Source organism: Escherichia sp. E2661 (assembly GCF_004745185.1).
GTDB lineage: Bacteria > Pseudomonadota > Gammaproteobacteria > Enterobacterales > Enterobacteriaceae > Escherichia.
Genome location: NZ_PDIG01000013.1, coordinates 1 through 24,336, shown reverse-complemented (window position 1 = coordinate 24,336; position 24,336 = coordinate 1). Strand labels below are relative to the sequence as shown.

Genomic DNA, 24,336 nt, shown 5'->3' with positions numbered 1-24,336 from the left:
TTGATATTCTGGCTAAAGGCGTTTCATTTAACTTTTATTCGTTATTTTAAATGATATCTTAAACTGATTGATTTTGAGGAAGTTGATTAAGTATTTCTAACAACATAATTTAGATATTTTAAATGTGTCAGAGGTATTTTTCCAGGTTATTATTTGATGCTAGTCTCCTGAAACATACAAAGGATTTTTTGTGTGGCTGGGGTAAACTGATATGAAGTGAATGCTAAGGATAAATTATTCGCTGAATCTATTAATTTATTGGAATTATTTAAAGGATGAATATTCTGAATAAACCATCATAATTTATAGACAGTGGATGTGGAGGATATATGTTGCCAGGATGCTGCAAAAATGGAATTGTTATCAGTAAAATACCCGTTATGCAGGCAGGGTTAAAAGAGGTCATGAGGACCCATCTCCCTGAATACGATATAACGAGTAGCACCTCTGCGGAGGAGCTGACCATATTACAATTACGTCGGGCTGGGTTAGTTATTGCCGATTTAGCCGGACAAACAGAAGATCCGCGTTCTGTTTGTGAACATTACTATTCATTGATCTCACAATACCGGGAAATTCATTGGGTTTTCATGGTTTCGCGAGCCTGGTACTCTCAGGCGGTGGAACTGCTTATGTGTCCAACTGCGACGTTACTGTCCGATATCGAGCCCATTGAGAATCTGGTTAAGACCGTTCGTTCCGGCAATGTCCATGCAGATCGCATCAGCGCCATGCTGACTTCGCCTGCAATGCCGGAAATTCAGGAATTTGGTTATCGCACCGTGATTCTTACCCTTTCTGAACGCAAGGTACTGCGGCTGTTAGGTAAAGGATGGGGCATCAACCAAATAGCTTCATTGCTTAAGAAAAGCAATAAAACCATCAGCGCACAAAAAACAGTGCGATGCGTCGGCTGGCAATTCACAGTAACGCTGAGATGTATGCATGGATTAATAGCGCACAGGGGGCAAGGGAACTTAACTTGCCTTCTGTTTATGGAGATGCCGCGGAATGGAACACAACCGAATTAAGAAGAGAAATGTCGCACTCATAGAAAAGTGCGTCATGAGCAGTATCGGTATTGAGAGTTTATTCAGAAAGTTTGCGGGTAATCCTTATAAACTCTATACGTATACCAGCCAGGAGGCTTTTCAGGATGCTATGTCGCGGGTTTCATTTGCGGCGGTCATTTTTTTCTTTTTTCTGCCATGAGAACTGAGCGCAGGGAGGGATTATCTTGTCTGACTGAGCTGGCAATCAAATTTCCACGTACCCGGCGTTTGGTTATTGCGGATGATGATATTGAAGCGCGGTTGATTGGCTCATTATCGCCTTCTCCTTTGGATGGTGTGTTAAGTAAAGCATCAACACTGGATGTTTTTCACCAGGAGCTGTTTCTGTCATTAAATGGCGTACGTCAGGCGACCGATCGACTGAACAACCAGTGGTATATTAATCAAAGCCGGACGCTGAGCCCGACGGAGAGGGAAATATTACGGTTTATGTCGCGTGGCTACTCAATGACGCAAATTGCTGAACAGCTTAAACGCAATATAAAAACGATCCGCGCGCATAAATTTAATGTGATGTCGAAACTGGGTGTCAGTTCTGATGCCGGATTGCTTGAGGCGGCAGATATTCTGTTATGTATGCGGATTTCAGAAACAAGTAATGTGTTGCATCCATATTAATCTACTTAATGCCGGGTTTATCCTCCCGGCAGTGTGCTTATTTCAGCGTGCAATCCCCACACTGTTGCACATCCGGTAAGCGATAACGCTGGCAACAGGTGCGGCGCACCAGCAGGCCGTCGCGCAGCACGACTGTGCGCCACAATGGATTATCTTCGCCGCTGGAGAGCGTTTTCTCAAAGAACAGGGCATGGCGGAGCGATTCAACTAACGCCTCGCCAAGCAACTGCTTCATCTCGGTCAGATACCAGTTAATCAAATAACCGGTATTACTCCAGATAAGTTTGCCGTTAATTTCACCTGTCGCTTCTAATGCCTGCACAACCGGAACCAGCGCCTGGCTGATTAAAGTTTCCATTCGCTGCTGTGGCGAATGTGATGTTGCGTTTTTATCTTCACACACATCGACCCAGAAACAGGCAGCACGACCGGTTTCGTGAAACTCAACGTGGAAATGTTCCGCCGACACATCTAACGCTTTATCCTGCGTCAGCAGCGCCAGCATTAATGGCGGCACCATCAGGCCGATATACCATTGCGCCCACAGTGAGATCAGCGGTTTGTTCTCGCGGATCATCATTGGTTGATTGCGGTAGATATGATCGGAATAGACCGCCAGTAGAGAACTTAGCGCATTGGGAGAGGACCATTGCGCCAGCGTCATGGCACTAAGCGGGGCGGGTTCATCCAGACGGATAAACTCCAGCAAATGTTCACGATGTTCGGCGATCGTCGCGCGAACCGCTTGTGCAAGCGTGGGATCTTGCGGCTTGAGATGCGTTCGCCAGATAACATCTTCATAGAGCGGTGCGGAACGATAGGCCATAATCGTGATAGTAATCTAAATGATAATGATTGCTAATCCTAGCGATAGGTTTACCCGATAGCAAGGGATTTCTCTGGCTTGCAAATGATAAAAATTATCATATGATATTGGTTATCATTATCAATGAAAGAGATCAAACCATGTTGCAACGTATGCTGGGCAGTGGCTGGGGAGTGTTGCTGCCAGGATTGCTGATTGCAGGGCTGATGTATGCGGATTTATCGCCGGATCAGTGGCGGATTGTCATTCTGATGGGATTAGTATTGACGCCGGTGATGCTGTATCACAAACAGTTACGGCATTACGTTTTGCTACCATCGTGCCTGGCGCTTAGTGCTGGCATCATGCTGATGATAATGAATTTGAATCAGGGATGAAAAATCAAGGAAGAAACAAGAAAGGAAGTAAAGATAATTGGTGCGAGGGGGGGACTTGAACCCCCACGTCCGAGAGGACACTAAACACCTGAAGCTAGCGCGTCTACCAATTCCGCCACCTTCGCACAGTCATCTTACTTTTTGATATCGCCTCGTTTGGTGCGAGGGGGGGGACTTGAACCCCCACGTCCGAAAGGACACTAACACCTGAAGCTAGCGCGTCTACCAATTCCGCCACCTTCGCATACCATCAATTCTTAAAAAAGAATTGCTACCACGGAGGCGCATTCTAGTGGTTTTCAGCTTTTCGTCAATAGTTAATTATCGCCAGATGTGTAATTGCTGGAAAAATGGCCATCAGCGGATTGTGGATAATTCGTTTGTCGGTCAGATAAGGCGTTCACGCCGCATCCGACACGGCTTGCGGGTGCAGATGCCAGATGCGACGCTGGCGCGTCTTATCTGGCCTACGGGTAACGTACAGGTTTTGTAGGTTGAATAAGGCGTTCACGCCGCATCCCACAAGGCTTGCGGCGACAGGTGCCAGATACTTAACCTTTCTTCGCCTGGCGGGTCATAATGGCACGATACACCTTGAAGCGACCGGTTTGCGCGATAACTTCATGGAAGCCAAATGTCTCATCCAGCACATCCGGGTAAGGCAGGAAGGCGTTCGCTACAATCCGCAATTCACCGCCGCTGTTAAGATGACGCACCGCGCCGCGAATGAGCGTTTGCGCCGCATCCAGGCTGGTTTGCATCCCATCGTGGAACGGCGGGTTGGAGATGATCATATCAAAACGACCTTTCACCTCGGAAAAGACGTTGCTGGCAAAGACTTCACCTTCAACACCGTTGGCCGCAAGTGTTGCACTGCTGGCTTCAACTGCTGGTGCAGAGACATCGCACAAGGTGAGACGAATTTTCGGCGAATGGCGCGCAAAGGCAACTGAAAGCACACCCGCGCCACAGCCGACATCCAGCACTTTACCTTTCGTGTGCGGGGTTAACGTCGAGAGCAGCAACTGGCTACCGACATCCAGACCGTCGCGGCTAAACACGCCCGGCAGCGTTTTGACCGTCAGGCCATCGACGCTGTATTCGCCCCAGAATTTATCGGCATCAAATACCGGCTGTTTTTCCAGACGACCAAAATAGAGGCCACAGCGACGGGCGCTGTCGACTTTATTCAACGGCGCATAATCGGCCAGCATCTGCTCGGCGCTGCGTACGCCGCTGCGGTTTTCACCAACGACAAAAATATCCGTCCCCACCGGCAGCAGAGAAAGTAAATTCATCAACTGGAACTGGGCTTCTGGTTTATTCTTCGGCCAGTAGTAAATCAGCGTATCGCAATCTGCGACGTCATCCGCCGTGGCGACCAGACTAAAACGGGCGTTATCTCCCATCTGGCGGCTTAACACCTGCCAGTGGTGGAATTGCTGGGTATGAGCACGGCTGGCCGCGGTATCTAAACGCGCGGGCAGGTCATCCTGTAAGTCTCCGGCAAACAGAATACGGCTTTGTTCGAAATCATCACTGTGACGCAGCAAGACTTCACTTGCCGGGGTAAATGCAGACATGGAATGCTCCTCAATTGATACTGGCGGCGATTATAGCCATATGTTGGCGCGGTATCGACGAATTTGCTATATTTGCGCCCCTGACAACAGGAGCGATTCGCTATGACATCCCGACGAGACTGGCAGTTACAGCAACTGGGCATTACCCAGTGGTCGCTGCGTCGCCCTGGCGCGTTGCAGGGGGAGATTGCCATTGCGATCCCGGCACACGTCCGTCTGGTGATGGTGGCAAACGATCTTCCCGCCCTGACCGATCCCCTGGTGAGCGACGTTCTGCGTGCATTAACCGTCAGCCCCGATCAAGTGCTGCAACTGACGCCAGATAGGATCGCGATGCTGCCGCAAGGCAGTCGCTGCAACAGCTGGCGGTTGGGTACTGACGAACCGCTATCACTGGAAGGCGCTCAGGTGGCATCACCGGCGCTCACCGAATTACGGGCAAACCCAACGGCACGCGCCGCGTTATGGCAACAAATTTGCACATATGAACACGATTTCTTCCCTCGAAACGACTGATTTACCAGCGGCTTTCCACATTGAACAACGCGCCCACGCCTTTCCGTGGAGTGAAAAAACGTTTGCCAGCAATCAGGGCGAGCGTTATCTCAACTTTCAGTTAACGCAAAACGGCAAAATGGCGGCGTTTGCGATTACGCAAGTGGTGCTGGATGAAGCTACATTGTTCAATATTGCGGTCGATCCTGACTATCAGCGTCAGGGACTGGGAAGGGCGCTGCTGGAACATCTGATCGACGAACTGGAAAAACGCGGCGTGGCGACGCTATGGCTGGAAGTCCGTGCCTCAAACGCTGCCGCCATTGCCCTGTACGAAAGTTTAGGCTTTAACGAGGCGACGATTCGCCGCAATTACTACCCCACCACGGACGGTCGCGAAGACGCCATCATCATGGCGTTGCCAATCAGTATGTAAGACAAGGTGGAATAATGAAGTGGGACTGGATTTTCTTTGATGCCGATGAAACGCTGTTTACCTTTGACTCATTCACCGGCCTGCAGCGGATGTTTCTTGATTACAGCGTCACCTTTACCGCTGAAGATTTTCAGGACTATCAGCCGTTAACAAGCCACTGTGGGTGGATTATCAAAACGGCGCGATCACTTCATTACAGCTTCAGCACGGGCGTTTTGAGAGCTGGGCCGAACGCCTGAACGTCGAGCCGGGTAAACTCAACGACGCCTTTATTAATGCGATGGCGGAAATCTGTACGCCGCTGCCGGGGGCGGTTTCCCTGCTTAACGCCATTCGTGGCAACGCCAAAATCGGCATCATCACCAACGGTTTTAGCGCCTTGCAGCAAGTGCGTCTGGAACGCACGGGCCTGCGTGATTACTTCGATTTGCTGGTGATTTCCGAAGAAGTTGGCGTTGCCAAACCGAATAAGAAAATTTTCGATTATGCGCTGGAACAGGCAGGCAATCCTGACCGTTCACGCGTGCTGATGGTTGGCGACACTGCCGAGTCCGATATTCTCGGTGGCATCAACGCCGGGCTTGCGACCTGCTGGCTGAATGCGCACAATCGCGAGCAACCAGAAGGCATCGCGCCCACCTGGACCGTCTCTTCGTTGCACGAACTGGAGCAGCTCCTGTGTAAACACTGATTGCCTCCCCCCCGTTGATGGGTAAAATAGCCGCAATTTTTCGTTTTCAACAAGCGCGGCGCGATGCCGCTTACTCAAGAAGAAAGAATTATGACGTTGTCTCCTTATTTGCAAGAGGTGGCGAAGCGCCGCACTTTTGCCATTATTTCTCACCCGGACGCCGGTAAAACCACCATCACCGAGAAGGTGCTGCTGTTCGGACAGGCCATTCAGACCGCCGGTACAGTAAAAGGCCGTGGTTCTAACCAGCACGCCAAGTCGGACTGGATGGAGATGGAAAAGCAGCGTGGGATCTCCATTACTACGTCTGTGATGCAGTTTCCGTATCACGATTGCCTGGTTAACCTGCTCGACACCCCGGGGCACGAAGACTTCTCGGAAGATACCTATCGTACCCTGACGGCGGTGGACTGCTGCCTGATGGTTATCGACGCCGCAAAAGGTGTTGAAGATCGTACCCGTAAGCTGATGGAAGTTACCCGTCTGCGCGATACACCGATCCTCACCTTTATGAACAAACTTGACCGTGATATCCGCGACCCGATGGAACTGCTCGATGAAGTTGAGAACGAGCTGAAAATCGGCTGTGCGCCGATCACCTGGCCGATTGGCTGCGGCAAGCTGTTTAAAGGCGTGTACCACCTTTATAAAGATGAAACCTATCTCTATCAGAGCGGTAAAGGCCACACCATTCAGGAAGTCCGCATTGTTAAAGGGCTGAATAACCCGGATCTCGACGCAGCTGTCGGTGAAGATCTGGCACAACAACTACGTGACGAACTGGAACTGGTGAAAGGCGCGTCTAACGAGTTCGACAAAGAATTGTTCCTTGCGGGCGAAATCACTCCGGTATTCTTCGGTACTGCGCTGGGGAACTTCGGCGTTGATCATATGCTGGATGGCCTGGTGGAGTGGGCGCCTGCGCCGATGCCGCGTCAGACCGATACCCGTACCGTAGAAGCGAGCGAAGATAAATTTACCGGCTTCGTATTTAAAATTCAGGCCAACATGGACCCGAAACACCGCGACCGCGTGGCGTTTATGCGTGTGGTGTCCGGTAAATATGAAAAAGGCATGAAACTGCGCCAGGTGCGCACCGCGAAAGATGTGGTGATCTCCGACGCGCTGACCTTTATGGCGGGTGACCGTTCGCACGTTGAAGAAGCGTATCCGGGCGACATCCTTGGTCTGCACAACCACGGCACTATTCAGATCGGCGACACCTTTACCCAAGGTGAGATGATGAAGTTCACCGGTATTCCGAACTTCGCACCAGAACTGTTCCGTCGCATCCGCCTGAAAGATCCGCTGAAGCAAAAACAGCTGCTCAAAGGGCTGGTACAGCTTTCCGAAGAGGGCGCAGTGCAGGTGTTCCGTCCGATCTCCAACAACGATCTGATCGTTGGTGCGGTTGGTGTGCTGCAGTTTGATGTGGTGGTATCGCGCCTGAAGAGCGAATACAACGTCGAAGCGGTGTATGAGTCAGTCAACGTCGCCACCGCTCGCTGGGTAGAATGCGCGGACGCGAAGAAATTCGAAGAGTTCAAGCGTAAGAACGAAAGCCAACTGGCGCTGGATGGCGGCGACAATCTCGCTTACATCGCTACCAGCATGGTCAACCTGCGCCTGGCGCAGGAGCGTTACCCGGACGTTCAGTTCCACCAGACCCGCGAGCATTAATTCTTGCCTCCAGGGCGCGGTAACCGCCGCGCCCTGTCAATTTCCCTTCCTTATTAGCCGCTTGCGGAATGTTCTTAAAACATTCGCTTTTGCTTATGTTTGCGCGTTTTTTAGTCGATACGGCGAGCGGTTTCAAAATTGTGATCTATATTTAACAAAGTGATGACATTTGTGACGGCTTTAAATACCGATCAATACGTAAATATCAGTATTTAAAACCGTTAACTGTCATCCGATTGATATTAATAACTGATTCAGAGGCTGTAATGGTCGTTATTCATCACTCATCGCTTTTGTGATGGCGACCATTGACTTCTGTACAGGGTGAAGTCTCTCCCTTTCAGCAATGCAACCTCGTGTTGCCTGGCTCAAATTACGAGCAAACATACAGGAATAAATCGATGACTATGACAAGACTGAAGATTTCGAAAACTCTGCTGGCTGTAATGTTGACCTCTGCCGTCGCGACCGGCTCTGCTTTTGCGGAAAACAGCGCGCAGACAACCAATGAAAGCGCAGGGCAAAAAGTCGATAGCTCTATGAATAAAGTCGGTAATTTCATGGATGACAGCGCCATCACCGCGAAAGTGAAGGCGGCCCTGGTGGATCATGACAACATCAAGAGCACTGATATCTCTGTCAAAACCGATCAAAAAAGTTGTGACCCTGAGCGGTTTCGTTGAAAGCCAGGCCCAGGCCGAAGAGGCTGTGAAAGTGGCGAAAGGCGTTGAAGGCGTGACCTCTGTCAGCGACAAACTGCACGTTCGCGACGCTAAAGAAGGCTCTGTGAAGGGCTATGCGGGTGACACCGCCACCACCAGTGAAATCAAAGCCAAACTGCTGGCGGATGACATCGTCCCTTCCCGTCATGTGAAAGTTGAAACCACCGACGGCGTGGTTCAGCTCTCCGGTACCGTCGATTCCCAGGCACAAAGCGACCGTGCTGAAAGTATCGCCAAAGCGGTAGATGGTGTGAAAAGCGTTAAAAATGATCTGAAAACTAAGTAATTCGTCGTAATTCGTTCTCCCGAACTTTGTCGGGAGGCGCGATGTGCACCACACTAAAAATATCGCATTGAGTGATTTTCACGCTCATATCAAGCGGTGACATTAACTATGGTAAAGGAGACGCTTATGTTTCGTTGGGGCATCATATTTCTGGTTATCGCGTTAATCGCCGCCGCACTTGGGTTTGGTGGTCTGGCCGGTACCGCTGCAGGCGCAGCTAAAATTGTCTTTGTCGTCGGGATTATTCTGTTCCTGGTGAGTTTGTTTATGGGCCGAAAACGACCCTAGATTTCAAACTATTAAGAAAATTTTATACAAAGCCAGTCCAGCGGACTGGCTTTTGCGGTTTTAGCGAATAATAAATTGCGTTACTTTGTCAGTCTTTCACAACAAAAACAGGAAGGCAGAGGTGGGGCAGCGAATACCTGTAACGCTTGGTAATATTGCGCCGTTGTCGCTAAGGCCGTTCCAGCCTGGACGAATTGCTCTGGTGTGCGAAGGCGGCGGGCAGCGTGGAATTTTCACGGCTGGTGTGCTGGATGAGTTTATGCGCGCGCAGTTTAATCCTTTCGATCTTTATCTCGGCACATCAGCCGGGGCGCAGAACCTTTCGGCATATATCTGCAATCAGCCCGGTTACGCGCGCAAAGTCATCATGCGCTATACCACAAAACGCGAATTTTTCGATCCAGTGCGCTTTGTCCGTGGAGGAAATCTTATCGATCTCGACTGGCTGGTGGAGGCCACCGCAAGCCAGATGCCATTGCAAATGGACACCGCCGCGCGGCTGTTTGAGAGCGGTAAATCGTTTTATATGTGTGCCTGTCGTCAGGACGACTATGCGCCGAATTACTTTTTACCGACCAAACAAAACTGGCTGGATGTGATTCGCGCCTCCAGTGCGATACCTGGTTTTTATCGTAGCGGAGTGTCGCTGGAAGGCATTAACTACCTGGATGGTGGGATCAGTGATGCGATTCCGGTTAAAGAGGCGGCAAGGCAGGGAGCAAAAACGTTGGTCGTCATCCGCACCGTGCCGTCACAAATGTACTACACGCCGCAGTGGTTCAAGCGCATGGAACGCTGGCTGGGTGACAGTAGCCTGCAGCCGCTGGTCAATCTGGTGCAGCATCATGAAACCAGCTATCGTGACATTCAGCAGTTTATTGAGAAACCACCGGGCAAGCTGCGGATATTCGAAATTTACCCGCCGAAGCCATTGCATAGTATCGCGCTTGGCAGTCGGATTCCGGCGCTGCGTGAAGACTATAAACTTGGGCGTTTATGCGGTCGTTATTTCCTCGCCACGGTTGGCAAGCTATTAACTGAAAAAGCGCCACTTACCCGCCATCTGGTGCCAGTGGTGACGCCGGAATCGATAGTCATTCCGCCTGCGCCAGTCGCCAACGATACGCTGGTTGCCGAAGTGAGCGATGCTCCGCAGGCGAACGACCCGACATTTAACAATGAGGATCTGGCTTGATTTGCCGTTTTATCGACACCCACTGCCATTTTGATTTCCCGCCGTTTAGTGGCGATGAAGAGGCCAGCCTGCAACGCGCGGCACAAGCGGGCGTAGGCAAGATCATTGTTCCGGCGACTGAGGCGGCAAATTTTGCCCGCGTGTTGGCGCTGGCGGAAAATTATCAGCCACTGTATGCCGCATTGGGCTTGCATCCGGGTATGTTGGCAAAACATAGCGATGCATCGCTGGAGCAGTTACAGCAGGCGCTGGAAAGGCGTCCGGCGAAGGTGGTGGCGGTGGGGGAGATCGGCCTGGATCTCTTCGGCGACGATCCGCAATTTGAGAGGCAGCAGTGGTTGCTCGACGAACAACTGAAACTGGCGAAACGCTACGATCTGCCGGTGATCCTTCATTCACGGCGCACGCACGACAAACTGGCGATGCATCTTAAGCGTCACGATTTGCCGTGCACTGGGGTGGTTCACGGTTTTTCCGGCAGCCTGCAACAGGCCGAGAGGTTTGTACAGCTGGGCTACAAAATTGGCGTAGGCGGTACTATCACCTATCCACGCGCCAGTAAAACCCGCGATGTCATCGCAAAATTACCGCTGGCATCGTTGTTGCTGGAAACCGATGCGCCGGATATGCCGCTCAACGGTTTTCAGGGGCAGCCTAACCGCCCGGAGCAGGCTGCCCGTGTGTTTGCCGTGCTTTGCGAGTTACGCCCGGAACCGGCGGATGAGATTGCGCAAGCGTTGCTTAATAACACGCATACGTTGTTTAACGTGCCGTAGGTCGGATAAGGCGTTCACGCCGCATCCGGCAGTTGGTGCACAATGCCAGATGTCGACGTTTAACGCGTCTTATCATGCCTACAGATCTGTGCCGATCCGTAGGTCGGATAAGGCGTTCACGCCGCATCCGGCAGTCGGTGCACAATGCCAGATGCGACGCTTAACGCGTCTTTTCATGCCTGGAGGCTTGCGCCGAACCGTAGGCCGCATCCGGCATGTCACAAATACAGCGCCGGGAATATCAACCGGCTCACCCCGCGCTCCTGTAACGCATCAGCCAACGACTCAACGTCTTCCGGCGTGGCGCTCGCCCAGCTTTGCGCCTCGCCATACACGCCGTGGGCATGAAATGCGTTCAGGCGAACCGGAATATCGCCAAGTCCCTTGATAAACGCCGCCAGTTCTTCGATGTGTTGCAAATAATCCACCTGGCCTGGGATTACCAGCAAACGCAGTTCCGCCAGCTTGCCGCGCCCTGCCAGCAAACAGATGCTGCGCTTAATCTGCTGATTATCGCGTCCGGTGAGTTGTTGATGGCACGCGCTCCCCCACGCTTTGAGATCGAGCATCGCGCCGTCGCACACCGGGAGTAATTTTTCCCAGCCGGTTTCACTCAACATGCCGTTACTGTCCACCAGACAGGTGAGATGGCACAATTGCGGATCATTTTTGATGGCAGTAAACAGCGCCACCACAAACGGCAGCTGGGTCGTGGCTTCGCCGCCGCTTACCGTTATCCCTTCAATAAACAGCACCGCTTTGCGGACATGGCTAAGCACTTCGTCCACGCTCATGGATTGCGCCATTGGCGTGGCATGTTGCGGACACATCTTCAGGCAGGTATCACATTGCTCGCAAACCACAGCGTTCCACAGCACTTTGCCATCAACAATCTGCAACGCTTGATGCGGACACTGTGGCACGCACTCTCCGCAATCATTACAGCGCCCCATCGTCCACGGATTGTGACAATTTTTGCAGCGCAGATTGCAGCCCTGCAAAAACAGAGCCAGACGACTGCCTGGCCCGTCAACGCAGGAGAAGGGGATAATCTTACTGACTAAAGCGCATCTGCTGTTCATGGCTTATCACGCGCGGCTGGCGTTCCAGAATACGAGTGTTACGTGCGGCCTCTTCGCCCAGCCAAGTGGTGTTGGTGCGTGAACCTTCGGCGCGATATTTTTCTAAATCCGACAAACGCACCATATAACCGGTAACGCGAACCAGATCGTTACCGCTGACATTGGCGGTAAATTCACGCATTCCGGCTTTAAAGGCACCGAGGCAAAGCTGTACCAGTGCCTGCGGGTTACGTTTGATGGTTTCGTCGAGCGTCAGAATGTCGCTGATGCCGGAGTAATAATAAGCATGATGCGGGGCGACAGTTTGCAGATGGGTGATCGGATCTGGCTCATCGCCATACGGCAAGCGTGCGCCCGGCGTGGTGCCGATATCAGAACTGATCCCCGACTGTGCGTGCAACATGGCGCGTTTTTGCCAGCCATATTTCACGGGGGTATTGGCGACAAACTCCGCCAGTTGCGCGCTGATGCGATAACCCACTTCATTTGCAGCGGTTTCTTTACCGTAGCGCGCGGCAATCCCTTCTTTCTCGCACAGCAAGTTAACCGCTTCCGCCAGCCCATACATGCCAAACATTGGCACAAAACGTTCAGGGTTAATCAGCCCTTCTTTCACCAGGAAGCTATTCTCAAAGAAGTGTGATTGTTGATAGAGGAATTCACACCGCGCATCGATGATGGCGATCTGCTGTTGGCAGTAGTGCGGTAGAGTGCGCGTAAAGAAGTCTTCCAGCGATTCGCTGCGCTCGGCAATGGCTTTCAGGTTAAGGCGCACCAGCGTGCTGCCACCACCCGCCAGCGGCAGTGAGTTGTAACAGCTTACAATCCCGTAGCCCCCTTTTGTGAAAATTTTATCATGCACCGGACCGTTGGCGATGTGCGGTTTGCTACATTCACAGATGTTTTTCGCCACTTCCAGCAGCAGGTCATCAGGGGTAATTTCAGGATCGTAGATAAAGGTCAGGTTCGGTGAAACCTGCTTCAGCTCTGCGTCTGCGCGTAAAATTGCTCGGGTAATGGGCGAATCAGACGGGCCGATATTGGCGTGCATAAAGGCGTCTGGCAGGGTTCTGTCGAGGTAACGCCAGAAACGTTTTATTCGAATGTCGATCTCGTCTTGTGTTAGAATTCTAACATACGGTTGCAACAACGCATCCAGCTGCCCCAGGTAGACCGGCATCGATGTGACCGAAGGGACATGATGATAAAGAATGGTCAACAGAGAGAGCGCGTCATCAAGATCTTTCGCGCCTTCCAGCTCCAGCCATTCAGAACCGTTCGCCAGAAAACGGGCGTAATCGGGTAAGACATAGCGCGGTTTGTACGGCGCATGACCTTCAAACATATCGCAGATTACGCCTTCATCCAGCGCGCGGCGGGCTTCGGCAGGCAGCTGCGGATAAGGCAGATTGTTTTCTGCTTCCAGCGCCAGAAAATGGCGTTTCTGCTCCGGACTAAGCACCGGACTTGTGACAATTTGCTGGCAACGTTGTTGCAGTGCAATCTCGTGAGAAGTGGGCATCTTCTTTTCCTTTTATGCCAAAGGTGATGCGCCATTGTAAGAAGTTTCGTGATGTTCACTTTGATCCTGATGCGTTTGTCACCACCGGTGCATTCATTTGAAAGTGAATTATTTGAACCAGATCGCATTACCGTACTGCAAATTTGTAAGTAGATTTTCTTAATTGTGATGTATATCGAAGTGTGTTGCGGAGTCGATGTTAGAATACTAACAAACTCGCAAGGTGAATTTTATTGGCGACAAGCCAGGAGAATGAAATGACTGATCTGAAAGCAAGCAGCCTGCGTGCACTGAAATTGATGGACCTGACTACCCTGAATGACGACGACACCGACGAGAAAGTGATCGCCCTGTGTCATCAGGCCAAAACTCCGGTCGGCAATACCGCTGCTATCTGTATCTATCCTCGCTTTATCCCGATTGCTCGCAAAACGCTGAAAGAGCAGGGCACCCCGGAAATCCGTATTGCTACGGTAACCAACTTCCCACACGGTAACGATGACATTGAAATTGCACTGGCAGAAACCCGTGCGGCAATCGCCTACGGTGCTGATGAAGTTGACGTGGTGTTCCCGTACCGTGCGCTGATGGCGGGCAACGAGCAAGTTGGTTTTGATCTGGTGAAAGCCTGTAAAGAGGCTTGCGCAGCGGCGAACATACTGCTGAAAGTGATCATCGAAACCGGCGAACTGAAAGACGAAGCGCTGATCCGCAAAGCGTCTGAAATCTCCATCAAAGCGGGTGCCGACTTCATCAAAACCTCTACCGGTAAAGTGGCAGTGAACGCGACGCCGGAAAGCGCGCGCATCATGATGGAAGTGATCCGTGATATGGGCGTAGAGAAAACCGTTGGTTTCAAACCGGCGGGCGGCGTGCGTACTGCGGAAGATGCGCAGAAATATCTCGCCATTGCAGATGAACTGTTCGGTGCTGACTGGGCAGATGCGCGCCACTATCGCTTTGGCGCTTCCAGCCTGCTGGCAAGCCTGCTGAAAGCTCTGGGCCACGGCGACGGTAAGAGCGCCAGCAGTTACTAAGCTGCCTTTTGCCAGAGGGTGGATGTAGGCCTGATAAAACGCGTCAGCATCGCATCAGGCCGTCAGCAGTGATGCCGGATGCGGCGTGAACGCCTTATCCGGCCTACGGGGCGAGTGCCGTGTAGGCATGATAATAAGCAGCGAGCATCAGGCAATAACAACATCCGCCATCTGGCAACAACGCCTTCAAACTTATTCCACGGGAGGTTACCTTGTTTCTCGCACAAGAAATTATTCGTAAAAAACGTGATGGTCATGCGCTGAGTGATGAAGAAATTCGTTTCTTTATCAACGGCATTCGCGACAACACTATCTCCGAAGGGCAGATTGCCGCCCTCGCGATGACCATTTTCTTCCACGATATGACGATGCCGGAGCGTGTCTCGCTGACCATGGCGATGCGAGATTCAGGAACCGTTCTCGACTGGAAAGGCCTGCATCTGAATGGCCCGATTGTTGATAAACACTCGACCGGTGGCGTCGGCGATGTCACTTCGCTGATGTTGGGGCCAATGGTCGCAGCCTGCGGCGGTTACATTCCGATGATCTCCGGTCGCGGCCTCGGTCATACTGGCGGTACGCTCGACAAACTGGAATCCATCCCTGGCTTCGACATCTTCCCGGATGACAACCGTTTCCGCGAAATCATTAAAGACGTCGGTGTGGCGATTATCGGTCAGACCAGCTCACTGGCTCCGGCGGATAAACGTTTCTACGCGACCCGCGATATTACCGCAACCGTGGATTCCATTCCGCTGATCACCGCCTCGATCCTGGCGAAGAAACTGGCGGAAGGTCTGGACGCGCTGGTGATGGACGTGAAAGTGGGTAGCGGCGCGTTTATGCCGACCTACGAACTCTCTGAAGCCCTTGCCGAAGCGATTGTTGGCGTGGCTAACGGCGCTGGCGTGCGCACCACCGCGCTGCTCACCGACATGAATCAGGTACTGGCCTCCAGTGCAGGTAACGCGGTTGAAGTTCGTGAAGCGGTGCAGTTCCTGACGGGTGAGTATCGTAACCCGCGTCTGTTTGATGTCACGATGGCGCTGTGCGTGGAGATGCTTATCTCCGGTAAACTGGCGAAAGATGACGCCGAAGCGCGCGCGAAATTGCAGGCGGTGCTGGACAACGGTAAAGCGGCAGAAGTCTTTGGTCGTATGGTAGCGGCACAAAAAGGTCCGACCGACTTCGTTGAGAACTACGCGAAGTATCTGCCGACAGCGATGCTGACGAAAGCAGTCTATGCTGATACCGAAGGTTTTGTCAGTGAAATGGATACCCGTGCGCTGGGGATGGCAGTGGTTGCAATGGGCGGCGGTCGCCGTCAGGCATCTGACCCCATCGATTACAGCGTCGGCTTTACTGATATGGCGCGTCTGGGCGACCAGGTAGACGGTCAGCGTCCGCTGGCGGTTATCCACGCGAAAGACGAAAACAGCTGGCAGGAAGCGGCGAAAGCGGTGAAAGCGGCAATTAAACTTGCCGATAAAGCACCGGAAAGCACACCAACTGTCTATCGTCGTATCAGTGAATAACGGTATACTGATCTGATCATTTAAATTTGAAGCACTGAGTACGGAGAACATATGAAACGTGCATTTATTATGGTGCTGGACTCATTCGGCATCGGCGCTACAGAAGATGCAGAACGCTTTGGTGACGTCGGGGCTGACACCCTGGGTCATATCGCAGAAGCCTGTGCCAAAGGCGAAGCTGATAACGGTCGTAAAGGCCCGCTCAATCTGCCAAATCTGACCCGTCTGGGGCTGGCGAAAGCACATGAAGGTTCTACCGGTTTCATTCCGGCAGGAATGGACGGCAACGCTGAAGTTATCGGCGCGTACGCATGGGCGCACGAAATGTCATCTGGTAAAGACACCCCGTCTGGTCACTGGGAAATCGCCGGTGTCCCGGTTCTGTTTGAGTGGGGATACTTCTCCGATCACGAAAACAGCTTTCCGCAAGAGCTGCTGGATAAACTGGTTGAACGCGCTAACCTGCCAGGTTACCTCGGTAACTGCCACTCTTCCGGTACGGTCATTCTGGATCAACTGGGCGAAGAGCACATGAAAACCGGCAAGCCGATTTTCTATACCTCCGCTGACTCCGTGTTCCAGATTGCCTGCCATGAAGAAACTTTCGGTCTGGATAAACTCTACGAACTGTGTGAAATCGCCCGTGAAGAGCTGACCAACGGCGGCTACAACATCGGTCGTGTTATCGCTCGTCCGTTTATCGGCGACAAAGCCAGTAACTTCCAGCGTACCGGTAACCGTCACGACCTGGCCGTTGAACCGCCAGCACCGACCGTGCTGCAGAAACTGGTTGATGAAAAACATGGTCAGGTGGTTTCTGTCGGTAAGATTGCGGACATCTACGCTAACTGCGGTATCACCAAGAAAGTGAAAGCGACCGGCCTGGACGCGCTGTTTGACGCCACCATTAAAGAGATGAAGGAAGCGGGTGATAACACCATCGTCTTCACCAACTTCGTTGACTTCGACTCTTCCTGGGGCCACCGTCGCGATGTCGCAGGCTATGCTGCGGGGCTGGAGCTGTTCGACCGCCGTCTGCCGGAGCTGATGTCTCTGCTGCGCGATGACGACATCCTGATCCTCACCGCTGATCACGGTTGTGATCCGACCTGGACCGGTACTGACCACACGCGTGAACACATTCCGGTACTGGTTTACGGCCCGAAAGTAAAACCGGGTTCGCTGGGTCACCGCGAAACCTTCGCGGATATCGGCCAGACTCTGGCAAAATATTTTGGTACTTCTGATATGGAATATGGCAAAGCCATGTTCTGATGGATTTGGGCGGAGCGTTGACTCCGCCTTTGTTATGTCACAAAAAGGATAAAACGATGGCTACCCCACACATTAATGCAGAAATGGGCGATTTCGCTGACGTAGTTTTGATGCCTGGCGACCCGCTGCGTGCGAAGTATATTGCTGAAACTTTCCTTGAAGATGCCCGTGAAGTGAACAACGTTCGCGGTATGCTGGGCTTCACTGGTACTTACAAAGGCCGCAAAATTTCCGTAATGGGCCACGGTATGGGTATCCCGTCCTGCTCCATCTACACCAAAGAACTGATCACCGATTTCGGCGTGAAGAAAATTATCCGCGTAGGTTCCTGTGGCGCAGTTCTGCCGCACGTAAAACTGCGCGACGTCGTTATCGGTATGGGGGCCTGCACCGATTCCAAAGTTAACCGCATCCGTTTTAAAGACCATGACTTCGCCGCTATCGCTGACTTTGACATGGTGCGTAACGCGGTAGACGCGGCTAAAGCCCTGGGCGTTGATGCGCGTGTTGGTAACCTGTTCTCCGCTGACCTATTCTACTCTCCGGACGGCGAAATGTTCGACGTGATGGAAAAATACGGCATCCTCGGCGTGGAAATGGAAGCGGCGGGTATCTACGGCGTGGCTGCAGAGTTTGGTGCGAAAGCACTGGCTATCTGCACCGTGTCTGACCATATCCGTACTCACGAGCAGACCACTGCTGAAGAGCGTCAGACCACCTTCAACGACATGATCAAAATCGCACTGGAATCCGTTCTGCTGGGCGATAAAGAGTAATTGTGTTTCGCTGAAAGGCGATTGCCTTGTGAAGCCGGAGCGGGAGACTGCTCCGGCTTTTTAGTATCTATTCATCAATAGCAACTGATTTATAGATTTACTATTATTTTTCATATGGATAGGAAATCAAATCCATTCAAGTATCTATTCACGAATCTATTCATTTATGTTCAACCGTCATCCAGTAAGGGCATATCAGCAACTCTGGCGGACAACCATAAATTCCTGCCATTTTGCTTTTGATGTTTGAACTAAGCCGTTCCGTCTTTTCGAGCCGTTTTAGAGAATTAATCGAGATACCTAACATTTTACTTACTTCAGCAAGCGATAATTTATGCCTGATACGCACGGCGGCTAGCCAGGATATACCCTGGCTGAACATTAAATTGATAATCTCCCGTTCCTGGTTCTCCAGATCGATCATATTTCCTTCCCTGGATATTTTAATGAGCGAGTTACCGCACCGCCCCTGCCATCCATGCCGACAACTCCCGTAGCTCTTTTTCCTGTTCCGGGAAGTCGACCAACAGCGCTTCGCACTCCTGTTGCAGCATTTCCGCGCGGTAAAGACAGCCTTGCAGCCGTCCGGCGAGAGCTTCCAGCGGCGCGGGGTTAAGGCTGTCGGTAAACACCTGGGCGCGGGTGATATGGCCTTTTTCAACGTCGAAATGCAGTTCTACGCCGCCCCAGGTAAAGCGTTCATCCAGCAGATGCGAGAACGCCGGAGCCTGACCGAAGTTCCATTCCCAGCTACTCTGGCGGGCAAAGGTTTCGGCGAAGTTTGGCAAGTCTGGCGTTTTGTCCGGGGAGATGATTTCCGCTTCCACGCGCTCACCATAATGGGCGAAAAAGGCCTCGGTTATGGCCTCGCAAACCTGCTCATGGGTGATCCCCGGCAGCAGCTCGGTCAGATTGGTCACGCGGGAACGTACCGAGGTAATACCTTTTGCTGCCAGTTTCTTTTTATCCGGGTTGAGATAGTTTGTCAGGCGGCTGAGGTCGGCATTGAGCAGCAAGGTGCCATGGTGGAAACCGCGATCCTTGGTTTCGCGATAGGCCGAGCCTGAGACTTTGCGGTCGCCTTCGGCGGTTTTCACCACCAGATCGTTGCGCCCGGACGCTTCTGCGGTGACGCCGAGCGCGTTCAGCGCATTAAGCACAATCTCCGTGGAGATGGTTTTATCGTACTCCGGCTTGCCAGCCATAAATGTAAAACAGGTATTGCCGAGATCGTGGAACACCGCGCCACCGCCGCTACTGCGCCGTGCCAGGCGGACGTTATCTTCTTCCATTCGCCGGGTATTACACTCTTTCCACGGGTTTTGCGCGCGACCAATCACTACCGTGTCGGCATTGCGCCAGAGAAATAGAACGCGCTGCGTGGCGGGCATCTGGCGAAAAATACACTCTTCCACCGCCAGGTTAAACCACGGATCGTAAGAGTCAGAAATGAGCAGGCGTAATGTGGACATAACGATTTCCTTTCTTGTAGTAATGGGTCACTCTTTTTTCTCGCTTTCTTCCTCTTCCGGTACAGGTTTGCTGGCGGTTAACAGGAAGGGCGATTGCTGCCAGCGGGTACGTTTACCCTGCAACAGCGTGCGGGTCAGCACTACGCCGATTGCCAGTGAGAGCAGCAGCATCAGGCGTAGAATATTGGTGGTGTTATCCACCTGTTTGGCTTCGGTGGCGAGCGTATGGGTGTCGAGCGTGAGGCGCAGATATCCGAGCGGTCCATTTTTCCCCTTAATCGGTTCGACAATCTGCTGGTTAAAATAGCCACCTGCTTTTTTACCGTCGAGCGCCAGCCGGTCGCGCACCTCGACACTTTCGCCTGCGCGGGCGATAAGATCGCCTTGTTCGTCATACACACCCGCGTCGAGGATGCGACTTTCGTCCGTCAACTGGTCGAGGATCGCCCGAATGCGTTTTTCATCAGGTGAGTTGGTACGCATCAGCGGCGCAACGTTCAGGGTTACCTGATGCGCCAGGGTGCGGGCCAGTTCTTCCAGCTGTGGATTACGCTGTCGCTGGTGGTTTTGACTAAACCATGATGCTCCCTGCATTAGTACGACTAACAACGCGAGACAGAACAGGACAATCACTGCCCGATGCAGCCGGAATTTTAGTTTTGTGCGAGCCATATTCCACCCGTTGAAAATTTGAGACTTAATGTTGCCAGAAGCAATGGATACAAGGTAGCCTCATGCGTTATTTTCCCTGCTTCGAACGATTTTACAGGAGCCTTAATGCCTAACATTACCTGGTGCGACCTGCCTGAAGATGTCTCTTTATGGCCTGGTCTGCCTCTTTCATTAAGTGGTGATGAAGTGATGCCACTGGATTACCACGCAGGTCGTAGCGGCTGGCTGCTGTATGGTCGTGGGCTGGATAAACAACGTCTGACCCAGTACCAAAGCAAACTGGGCGCGGCAATGGTGATTGTTGCCGCCTGGTGCGTGGAAGATTATCAGGTGATTCGTCTGGCAGGTTCACTCACCGCCCGGGCTACGCGCCTGGCCCACGAAGCGCAGCTGGATGTCGCGCCGCTGGGGAAAATCCCGCACCTGCGCACGCCGGGTTTGCTGGTGATGGACATGGACTCCACCGCCATCCAGATAGAATGTATTGATGAAATAGCCAAACTGGCCGGAACGGGCGAGATGGTGGCGGAGGTGACCGAACGGGCAATGCGCGGGGAGCTTGATTTCACTGCCAGCCTGCGTAGCCGCGTGGCGACGCTGAAAGGCGCTGACGCGAACATTCTGCAACAGGTGCGTGAAAATCTACCGCTAATGCCAGGCTTAACGCAACTGGTGCTGAAGCTGGAAACGCTGGGCTGGAAAGTGGCGATTGCCTCCGGCGGCTTTACCTTCTTTGCTGAATACCTGCGCGACAAGCTGCGATTAACCGCCGTGGTAGCCAATGAACTGGAGATCATGGACGGTAAATTTACCGGCAATGTGATCGGCGACATTGTGGACGCGCAGTACAAAGCGAAAACCCTGACGCGGCTGGCGCAGGAGTATGATATTCCGCTGGCGCAAACCGTGGCGATTGGCGATGGTGCCAACGACCTGCCGATGATCAAAGCGGCAGGGCTGGGGATTGCCTACCATGCCAAGCCAAAAGTGAATGAAAAGACGGAAGTCACCATCCGTCACGCTGACTTGATGGGGGTATTCTGCATCCTCTCTGGCAGCCTGAATCAGAAGTAATTGCCCGCCCGTCATCCTGCGGGCGGCACAGCATTAACGAGGTACACCGTGGCAAAAGCTCCAAAACGCGCCTTTGTTTGTAATGAATGCGGGGCCGATTATCCGCGCTGGCAGGGGCAGTGCAGCGCCTGTCATGCCTGGAACACCATCACCGAGGTGCGTCTTGCTGCGTCGCCAACGGTGGCGCGTAACGAGCGTCTGAGTGGCTATGCCGGTAGCGCCGGAGTGGCTAAAGTCCAGAAACTCTCCGATATCAGCCTTGAAGAGCTGCCGCGTTTTTTCCACCGGATTTAAAGAGTTCGACCGCGTATTAGGCGGCGGCGTTGTGCCGGGAAGCGCCATTCTGATTGGCGGTAACCCAGGTGCCGGGAAATCCACGCTGCTACTGCAAACGCTGTGCAAACTGGCGCAGCAGATGAAAACGCTGTATGTCACTGGCGAAGAGTCGCTGCAACAGGTGGCAATGCGCGCTCATCGCCTTGGCCTGCCGACTGACAATCTCAATATGTTGTCGGAAACCAGCATCGAGCAGATCTGCCTGATTGCCGAAGAAGAGCAACCGAAGCTGATGGTAATTGACTCGATCCAGGTGATGCATATGGCGGATGTTCAGTCATCGCCAGGCAGCGTGGCGCAGGTGCGTGAAACAGCGGCTTATCTGACGCGCTTCGCCAAAACGCGCGGTGTGGCGATTGTCATGGTGGGGCACGTAACCAAAGATGGTTCGCTGGCTGGCCCTAAAGTGCTGGAACACTGTATCGACTGTTCGGTGCTTCTGGACGGCGATGCCGACTCCCGTTTTCGCACCTTGCGCAGCCATAAAAACCGCTTCGGCGCGGTGAATGAGCTGGGCGTATTTGCGATGACCGAACAGGGGCTGCGTGAAGTTAGCAACCCTTCGGCAATTTTCTTAAGTCGCGGCGATGAAGTGACCTCCGGTAGCTCAGTGATGGTGGTATGGGAAGGAACGCGTCCGCTGCTGGTGGAGATTCAGGCGCTGGTCGATCACTCGATGATGGCGAATCCGCGCCGCGTGGCGGTAGGTCTGGAGCAAAACCGTCTGGCAATCCTGCTGGCAGTGCTGCATCGTCACGGTGGGTTGCAAATGGCCGATCAGGATGTGTTTGTGAACGTGGTCGGCGGCGTGAAGGTAACGGAAACCAGCGCCGACTTAGCGTTACTGCTGGCGATGGTTTCCAGCCTGCGTGACAGGCCGCTACCGCAGGATCTGGTGGTGTTTGGTGAAGTCGGGCTGGCAGGGGAGATCCGCCCGGTGCCCAGCGGCCAGGAACGAATCTCAGAAGCGGCGAAACACGGTTTTCGGCGGGCAATTGTTCCGGCGGCTAACGTACCGAAAAAAGCGCCGGAAGGGATGCAGATTTTTGGCGTTAAAAAACTCTCCGACGCGCTTAGCGTGTTCGACGACTTATAATAAGAGATACGGAGGGAGATATGTCGTCATTTGATTACCTGAAAACTGCCATCAAGCAACAGGGCTGCACGCTACAGCAGGTAGCTGATGCCAGCGGTATGACCAAAGGGTATTTAAGCCAGTTACTGAATGCCAAAATTAAAAGCCCCAGCGCGCAAAAGCTGGAGGCGTTGCACCGTTTTTTGGGGCTTGAGTTTCCACGGCAGAAGAAAACGATCGGCGTTGTATTCGGTAAGTTCTACCCACTGCATACCGGACATATCTACCTTATCCAGCGCGCCTGTAGCCAGGTTGACGAGCTGCATATCATTATGGGTTTTGACGATACCCGCGACCGCGCGTTGTTCGAAGACAGCGCCATGTCGCAGCAGCCGACCGTGCCGGATCGTCTGCGCTGGTTATTGCAAACCTTTAAGTATCAAAAAAACATTCGTATTCATGCCTTTAACGAAGAGGGCATGGAGCCGTATCCGCACGGCTGGGATGTGTGGAGCAACGGCATCAAAAAGTTTATGGCTGAAAAGGGGATCCAGCCGGATCTGATCTACACATCGGAAGAAGCCGACGCGCCGCAGTATATGGAACATCTGGGGATCGAAACAGTGCTGGTCGATCCGAAACGCACTTTTATGAGTATCAGCGGTGCGCAGATCCGCGAAAACCCGTTCCGCTACTGGGAATATATTCCTACCGAAGTGAAGCCGTTCTTTGTGCGCACCGTGGCGATCCTCGGCGGCGAGTCGAGCGGTAAATCCACCCTGGTAAACAAACTTGCCAATATCTTCAACACCACCAGTGCGTGGGAGTTTGGTCGTGATTATGTCTTTTCGCATCTCGGCGGCGATGAGATCGCATTGCAGTATTCCGACTACGATAAGATCGCGCTGGGTCACGCTCAATACATTGATTTTGCAGTAAAATATGCCAATAAAGTGGCGTTTATCGACACTGATTTTGTGACTACTCAGGCGTTCTGCAAAAAGTACGAAGGACGCGAGCATCCGTTCGTGCAGGCGCTGATTGATGAATACCGTTTCGATCTGGTGATCCTGCTGGAGAACAACACCCCGTGGGTGGCGGATGGTTTACGCAGCCTCGGCAGTTCGGTGGATCGCAAAGAGTTCCAGAACTTGCTGGTGGAGATGCTGGAAGAGAACAATATCGAATTTGTGCGAGTTGAAGAGGACGATTACGACAGCCGTTTCCTGCGCTGCGTGGAGCTGGTGCGGGAGATGATGGGGGAGCAGGGATAAGACCCAATGCCTGATGCGACGCTTACCGCGTCTTATCAGGCCTGGAGTTTCACAACGTATTGAAATCGCTGAATTTGTAGGCCGGATAAGGCGTTCACGCCGCATCCGGCATTCGGTGCTCAATGCCTGATGCGACGGTGGCGCGTCTTATCAGGCCTGG

20 protein-coding genes, 2 tRNA genes and 5 pseudogenes are annotated in these 24,336 nt (G+C 52.6%); 18 read left to right on the top strand and 9 right to left on the bottom strand.

Annotation, left to right across the window (positions count from 1 at the left end):
- Positions 1-329 precede the first annotated feature (329 nt).
- Together CRI63_RS06780 and bglJ are read left to right on the top strand one after the other, a co-directional pair.
- A pseudogene (locus CRI63_RS06780) lies at positions 330-1,054 on the top strand (response regulator transcription factor).
- Positions 1,012-1,691: pseudogene (gene bglJ, locus CRI63_RS06775) on the top strand (DNA-binding transcriptional activator BglJ). The pseudogenes CRI63_RS06780 and bglJ overlap by 43 nt, the downstream one beginning before the upstream one ends.
- 37 nt (positions 1,692-1,728) lie before the next feature.
- Here bglJ and fhuF read toward each other — a convergent pair.
- The gene (fhuF, locus tag CRI63_RS06770; protein WP_130259584.1) at positions 1,729-2,517 is read right to left on the bottom strand and encodes a siderophore-iron reductase FhuF; all 789 of its coding nucleotides are present in this window, start codon (positions 2,515-2,517) and stop codon (positions 1,729-1,731) included.
- A gap of 140 nt (positions 2,518-2,657) precedes the next feature.
- Between fhuF and CRI63_RS06765 the strand changes: the two genes are divergently transcribed.
- Positions 2,658-2,894: a DUF1435 domain-containing protein gene (locus tag CRI63_RS06765; protein ID WP_130216543.1), complete on the top strand. Its 237-nt coding sequence runs from the start codon at positions 2,658-2,660 to the stop codon at positions 2,892-2,894.
- 38 nt (positions 2,895-2,932) lie between these two features.
- On the opposite strand, the gene CRI63_RS06760 is transcribed toward CRI63_RS06765, so the two are convergent.
- The 3 genes from CRI63_RS06760 to rsmC all read right to left on the bottom strand — a co-directional run bounded on the left by CRI63_RS06760 (position 2,933) and on the right by rsmC (position 4,477).
- A tRNA-Leu gene (locus tag CRI63_RS06760) sits at positions 2,933-3,019 on the bottom strand.
- Positions 3,020-3,051: 32 nt separating this feature from the next.
- Positions 3,052-3,138, bottom strand: a tRNA-Leu gene (locus CRI63_RS06755).
- A 307-nt stretch (positions 3,139-3,445) separates the two neighbouring features.
- Positions 3,446-4,477: a 16S rRNA (guanine(1207)-N(2))-methyltransferase RsmC gene (gene rsmC, locus CRI63_RS06750; protein WP_130214378.1), complete on the bottom strand. Its 1,032-nt coding sequence runs from the start codon at positions 4,475-4,477 to the stop codon at positions 3,446-3,448.
- 102 nt (positions 4,478-4,579) lie between these two features.
- Between rsmC and holD the strand changes: the two genes are divergently transcribed.
- The 8 genes and pseudogenes from holD (at position 4,580) to CRI63_RS06710 (ending at position 11,046) form a co-directional block, all read left to right on the top strand.
- The gene (gene holD / locus CRI63_RS06745; RefSeq protein WP_130204768.1) at positions 4,580-4,993 is read left to right on the top strand and encodes a DNA polymerase III subunit psi; all 414 of its coding nucleotides are present in this window, start codon (positions 4,580-4,582) and stop codon (positions 4,991-4,993) included.
- Positions 4,962-5,408, top strand: coding sequence for a ribosomal protein S18-alanine N-acetyltransferase (gene rimI, locus CRI63_RS06740; RefSeq protein ID WP_001092450.1), 447 nt, complete (start codon positions 4,962-4,964; stop codon positions 5,406-5,408). The genes holD and rimI overlap by 32 nt, the downstream gene beginning before the upstream one ends.
- Positions 5,409-5,422: 14 nt before the next feature.
- A pseudogene (gene yjjG, locus CRI63_RS06735) lies at positions 5,423-6,099 on the top strand (pyrimidine 5'-nucleotidase).
- Between the two features lie 90 nt (positions 6,100-6,189).
- Positions 6,190-7,779: a peptide chain release factor 3 gene (gene prfC / locus CRI63_RS06730; protein WP_000175943.1), complete on the top strand. Its 1,590-nt coding sequence runs from the start codon at positions 6,190-6,192 to the stop codon at positions 7,777-7,779.
- Positions 7,780-8,180: 401 nt separating this feature from the next.
- Positions 8,181-8,787: pseudogene (gene osmY, locus CRI63_RS06725) on the top strand (molecular chaperone OsmY).
- A gap of 126 nt (positions 8,788-8,913) precedes the next feature.
- Positions 8,914-9,075, top strand: a complete 162-nt coding sequence (locus CRI63_RS06720; RefSeq protein WP_000490275.1) for a DUF1328 family protein — start codon at positions 8,914-8,916, stop codon at positions 9,073-9,075.
- Between the two features lie 121 nt (positions 9,076-9,196).
- Positions 9,197-10,270 carry a patatin family protein gene (locus CRI63_RS06715; RefSeq protein ID WP_130221689.1) on the top strand — a complete coding sequence of 358 codons (1,074 nt, stop codon included), beginning with the start codon at positions 9,197-9,199 and terminating at the stop codon, positions 10,268-10,270.
- Positions 10,267-11,046, top strand: coding sequence for a metal-dependent hydrolase (locus CRI63_RS06710; protein ID WP_135518923.1), 780 nt, complete (start codon positions 10,267-10,269; stop codon positions 11,044-11,046). Before CRI63_RS06715 ends, CRI63_RS06710 begins: the two co-directional genes overlap by 4 nt.
- 218 nt (positions 11,047-11,264) lie before the next feature.
- On the opposite strand, the gene CRI63_RS06705 is transcribed toward CRI63_RS06710, so the two are convergent.
- Both CRI63_RS06705 and CRI63_RS06700 read right to left on the bottom strand, forming a co-directional pair.
- Positions 11,265-12,128 (bottom strand): YjjW family glycine radical enzyme activase, encoded by an 864-nt coding sequence (locus CRI63_RS06705; protein ID WP_135518920.1) that lies wholly within the window; start codon positions 12,126-12,128, stop codon positions 11,265-11,267.
- Positions 12,100-13,650, bottom strand: coding sequence for a YjjI family glycine radical enzyme (locus CRI63_RS06700; protein ID WP_135489608.1), 1,551 nt, complete (start codon positions 13,648-13,650; stop codon positions 12,100-12,102). The genes CRI63_RS06705 and CRI63_RS06700 overlap by 29 nt, the downstream gene beginning before the upstream one ends.
- 257 nt (positions 13,651-13,907) lie before the next feature.
- Here CRI63_RS06700 and deoC point away from each other — a divergent pair, with 257 nt between their 5' ends.
- The 4 genes from deoC (at position 13,908) to deoD (ending at position 18,273) form a co-directional block, all read left to right on the top strand.
- Complete coding sequence (gene deoC / locus CRI63_RS06695) at positions 13,908-14,687, top strand: deoxyribose-phosphate aldolase (RefSeq protein ID WP_001342436.1); 780 nt, start codon at positions 13,908-13,910, stop codon at positions 14,685-14,687.
- Between the two features lie 212 nt (positions 14,688-14,899).
- Positions 14,900-16,222 (top strand): thymidine phosphorylase, encoded by a 1,323-nt coding sequence (gene deoA, locus CRI63_RS06690; RefSeq protein WP_135518917.1) that lies wholly within the window; start codon positions 14,900-14,902, stop codon positions 16,220-16,222.
- A gap of 51 nt (positions 16,223-16,273) precedes the next feature.
- The gene (deoB, locus tag CRI63_RS06685) at positions 16,274-17,497 is read left to right on the top strand and encodes a phosphopentomutase (protein WP_135518914.1); all 1,224 of its coding nucleotides are present in this window, start codon (positions 16,274-16,276) and stop codon (positions 17,495-17,497) included.
- A gap of 56 nt (positions 17,498-17,553) precedes the next feature.
- Positions 17,554-18,273, top strand: coding sequence for a purine-nucleoside phosphorylase (gene deoD, locus CRI63_RS06680; RefSeq protein ID WP_000224878.1), 720 nt, complete (start codon positions 17,554-17,556; stop codon positions 18,271-18,273).
- A gap of 160 nt (positions 18,274-18,433) precedes the next feature.
- Here the strand turns inward: deoD and CRI63_RS06675 are convergent, their stop codons facing one another.
- From CRI63_RS06675 to CRI63_RS06665, 3 genes are read right to left on the bottom strand one after another with little or no spacing between them, the layout of a single operon-like run.
- Positions 18,434-18,697 carry a helix-turn-helix transcriptional regulator gene (locus CRI63_RS06675; RefSeq protein WP_135518911.1) on the bottom strand — a complete coding sequence of 88 codons (264 nt, stop codon included), beginning with the start codon at positions 18,695-18,697 and terminating at the stop codon, positions 18,434-18,436.
- 31 nt (positions 18,698-18,728) lie between these two features.
- Positions 18,729-19,745 carry a lipoate--protein ligase LplA gene (lplA, locus tag CRI63_RS06670; protein ID WP_135518908.1) on the bottom strand — a complete coding sequence of 339 codons (1,017 nt, stop codon included), beginning with the start codon at positions 19,743-19,745 and terminating at the stop codon, positions 18,729-18,731.
- A gap of 27 nt (positions 19,746-19,772) precedes the next feature.
- Positions 19,773-20,417 (bottom strand): YtjB family periplasmic protein, encoded by a 645-nt coding sequence (locus tag CRI63_RS06665; RefSeq protein WP_135518906.1) that lies wholly within the window; start codon positions 20,415-20,417, stop codon positions 19,773-19,775.
- Positions 20,418-20,522: 105 nt separating this feature from the next.
- On the opposite strand from CRI63_RS06665, the gene serB reads away from it, so the two are divergent.
- From serB to nadR, 3 genes and pseudogenes are all read left to right on the top strand, one after another.
- Positions 20,523-21,491 (top strand): phosphoserine phosphatase, encoded by a 969-nt coding sequence (gene serB / locus CRI63_RS06660; protein WP_130204788.1) that lies wholly within the window; start codon positions 20,523-20,525, stop codon positions 21,489-21,491.
- Between the two features lie 48 nt (positions 21,492-21,539).
- Positions 21,540-22,923, top strand: a pseudogene (gene radA, locus CRI63_RS06655) (DNA repair protein RadA).
- A 20-nt stretch (positions 22,924-22,943) separates the two neighbouring features.
- Positions 22,944-24,176 (top strand): multifunctional transcriptional regulator/nicotinamide-nucleotide adenylyltransferase/ribosylnicotinamide kinase NadR, encoded by a 1,233-nt coding sequence (nadR, locus tag CRI63_RS06650; protein WP_130204790.1) that lies wholly within the window; start codon positions 22,944-22,946, stop codon positions 24,174-24,176.
- Positions 24,177-24,336 lie beyond the last annotated feature (160 nt).

Excerpts from the sequence above, each read along its gene's own strand:
- fhuF (WP_130259584.1), bottom strand. The coding sequence starts at position 2,517 with ATGGCCTATCGTTCCGCACCGCTCTATGAAGATGTTATCTGGCGAACG.
- CRI63_RS06765 (WP_130216543.1), top strand. The coding sequence starts at position 2,658 with ATGTTGCAACGTATGCTGGGCAGTGGCTGGGGAGTGTTGCTGCCAGGA.
- rsmC (WP_130214378.1), bottom strand. The coding sequence starts at position 4,477 with ATGTCTGCATTTACCCCGGCAAGTGAAGTCTTGCTGCGTCACAGTGAT.
- holD (WP_130204768.1), top strand. The coding sequence starts at position 4,580 with ATGACATCCCGACGAGACTGGCAGTTACAGCAACTGGGCATTACCCAG.
- rimI (WP_001092450.1), top strand. The coding sequence starts at position 4,962 with ATGAACACGATTTCTTCCCTCGAAACGACTGATTTACCAGCGGCTTTC.
- prfC (WP_000175943.1), top strand. The coding sequence starts at position 6,190 with ATGACGTTGTCTCCTTATTTGCAAGAGGTGGCGAAGCGCCGCACTTTT.
- CRI63_RS06720 (WP_000490275.1), top strand. The coding sequence starts at position 8,914 with ATGTTTCGTTGGGGCATCATATTTCTGGTTATCGCGTTAATCGCCGCC.
- CRI63_RS06705 (WP_135518920.1), bottom strand. The coding sequence starts at position 12,128 with ATGAACAGCAGATGCGCTTTAGTCAGTAAGATTATCCCCTTCTCCTGC.
- CRI63_RS06700 (WP_135489608.1), bottom strand. The coding sequence starts at position 13,650 with ATGCCCACTTCTCACGAGATTGCACTGCAACAACGTTGCCAGCAAATT.
- deoC (WP_001342436.1), top strand. The coding sequence starts at position 13,908 with ATGACTGATCTGAAAGCAAGCAGCCTGCGTGCACTGAAATTGATGGAC.
- deoB (WP_135518914.1), top strand. The coding sequence starts at position 16,274 with ATGAAACGTGCATTTATTATGGTGCTGGACTCATTCGGCATCGGCGCT.
- deoD (WP_000224878.1), top strand. The coding sequence starts at position 17,554 with ATGGCTACCCCACACATTAATGCAGAAATGGGCGATTTCGCTGACGTA.
- CRI63_RS06675 (WP_135518911.1), bottom strand. The coding sequence starts at position 18,697 with ATGATCGATCTGGAGAACCAGGAACGGGAGATTATCAATTTAATGTTC.
- lplA (WP_135518908.1), bottom strand. The coding sequence starts at position 19,745 with ATGTCCACATTACGCCTGCTCATTTCTGACTCTTACGATCCGTGGTTT.
- CRI63_RS06665 (WP_135518906.1), bottom strand. The coding sequence starts at position 20,417 with ATGGCTCGCACAAAACTAAAATTCCGGCTGCATCGGGCAGTGATTGTC.
- serB (WP_130204788.1), top strand. The coding sequence starts at position 20,523 with ATGCCTAACATTACCTGGTGCGACCTGCCTGAAGATGTCTCTTTATGG.
- nadR (WP_130204790.1), top strand. The coding sequence starts at position 22,944 with ATGTCGTCATTTGATTACCTGAAAACTGCCATCAAGCAACAGGGCTGC.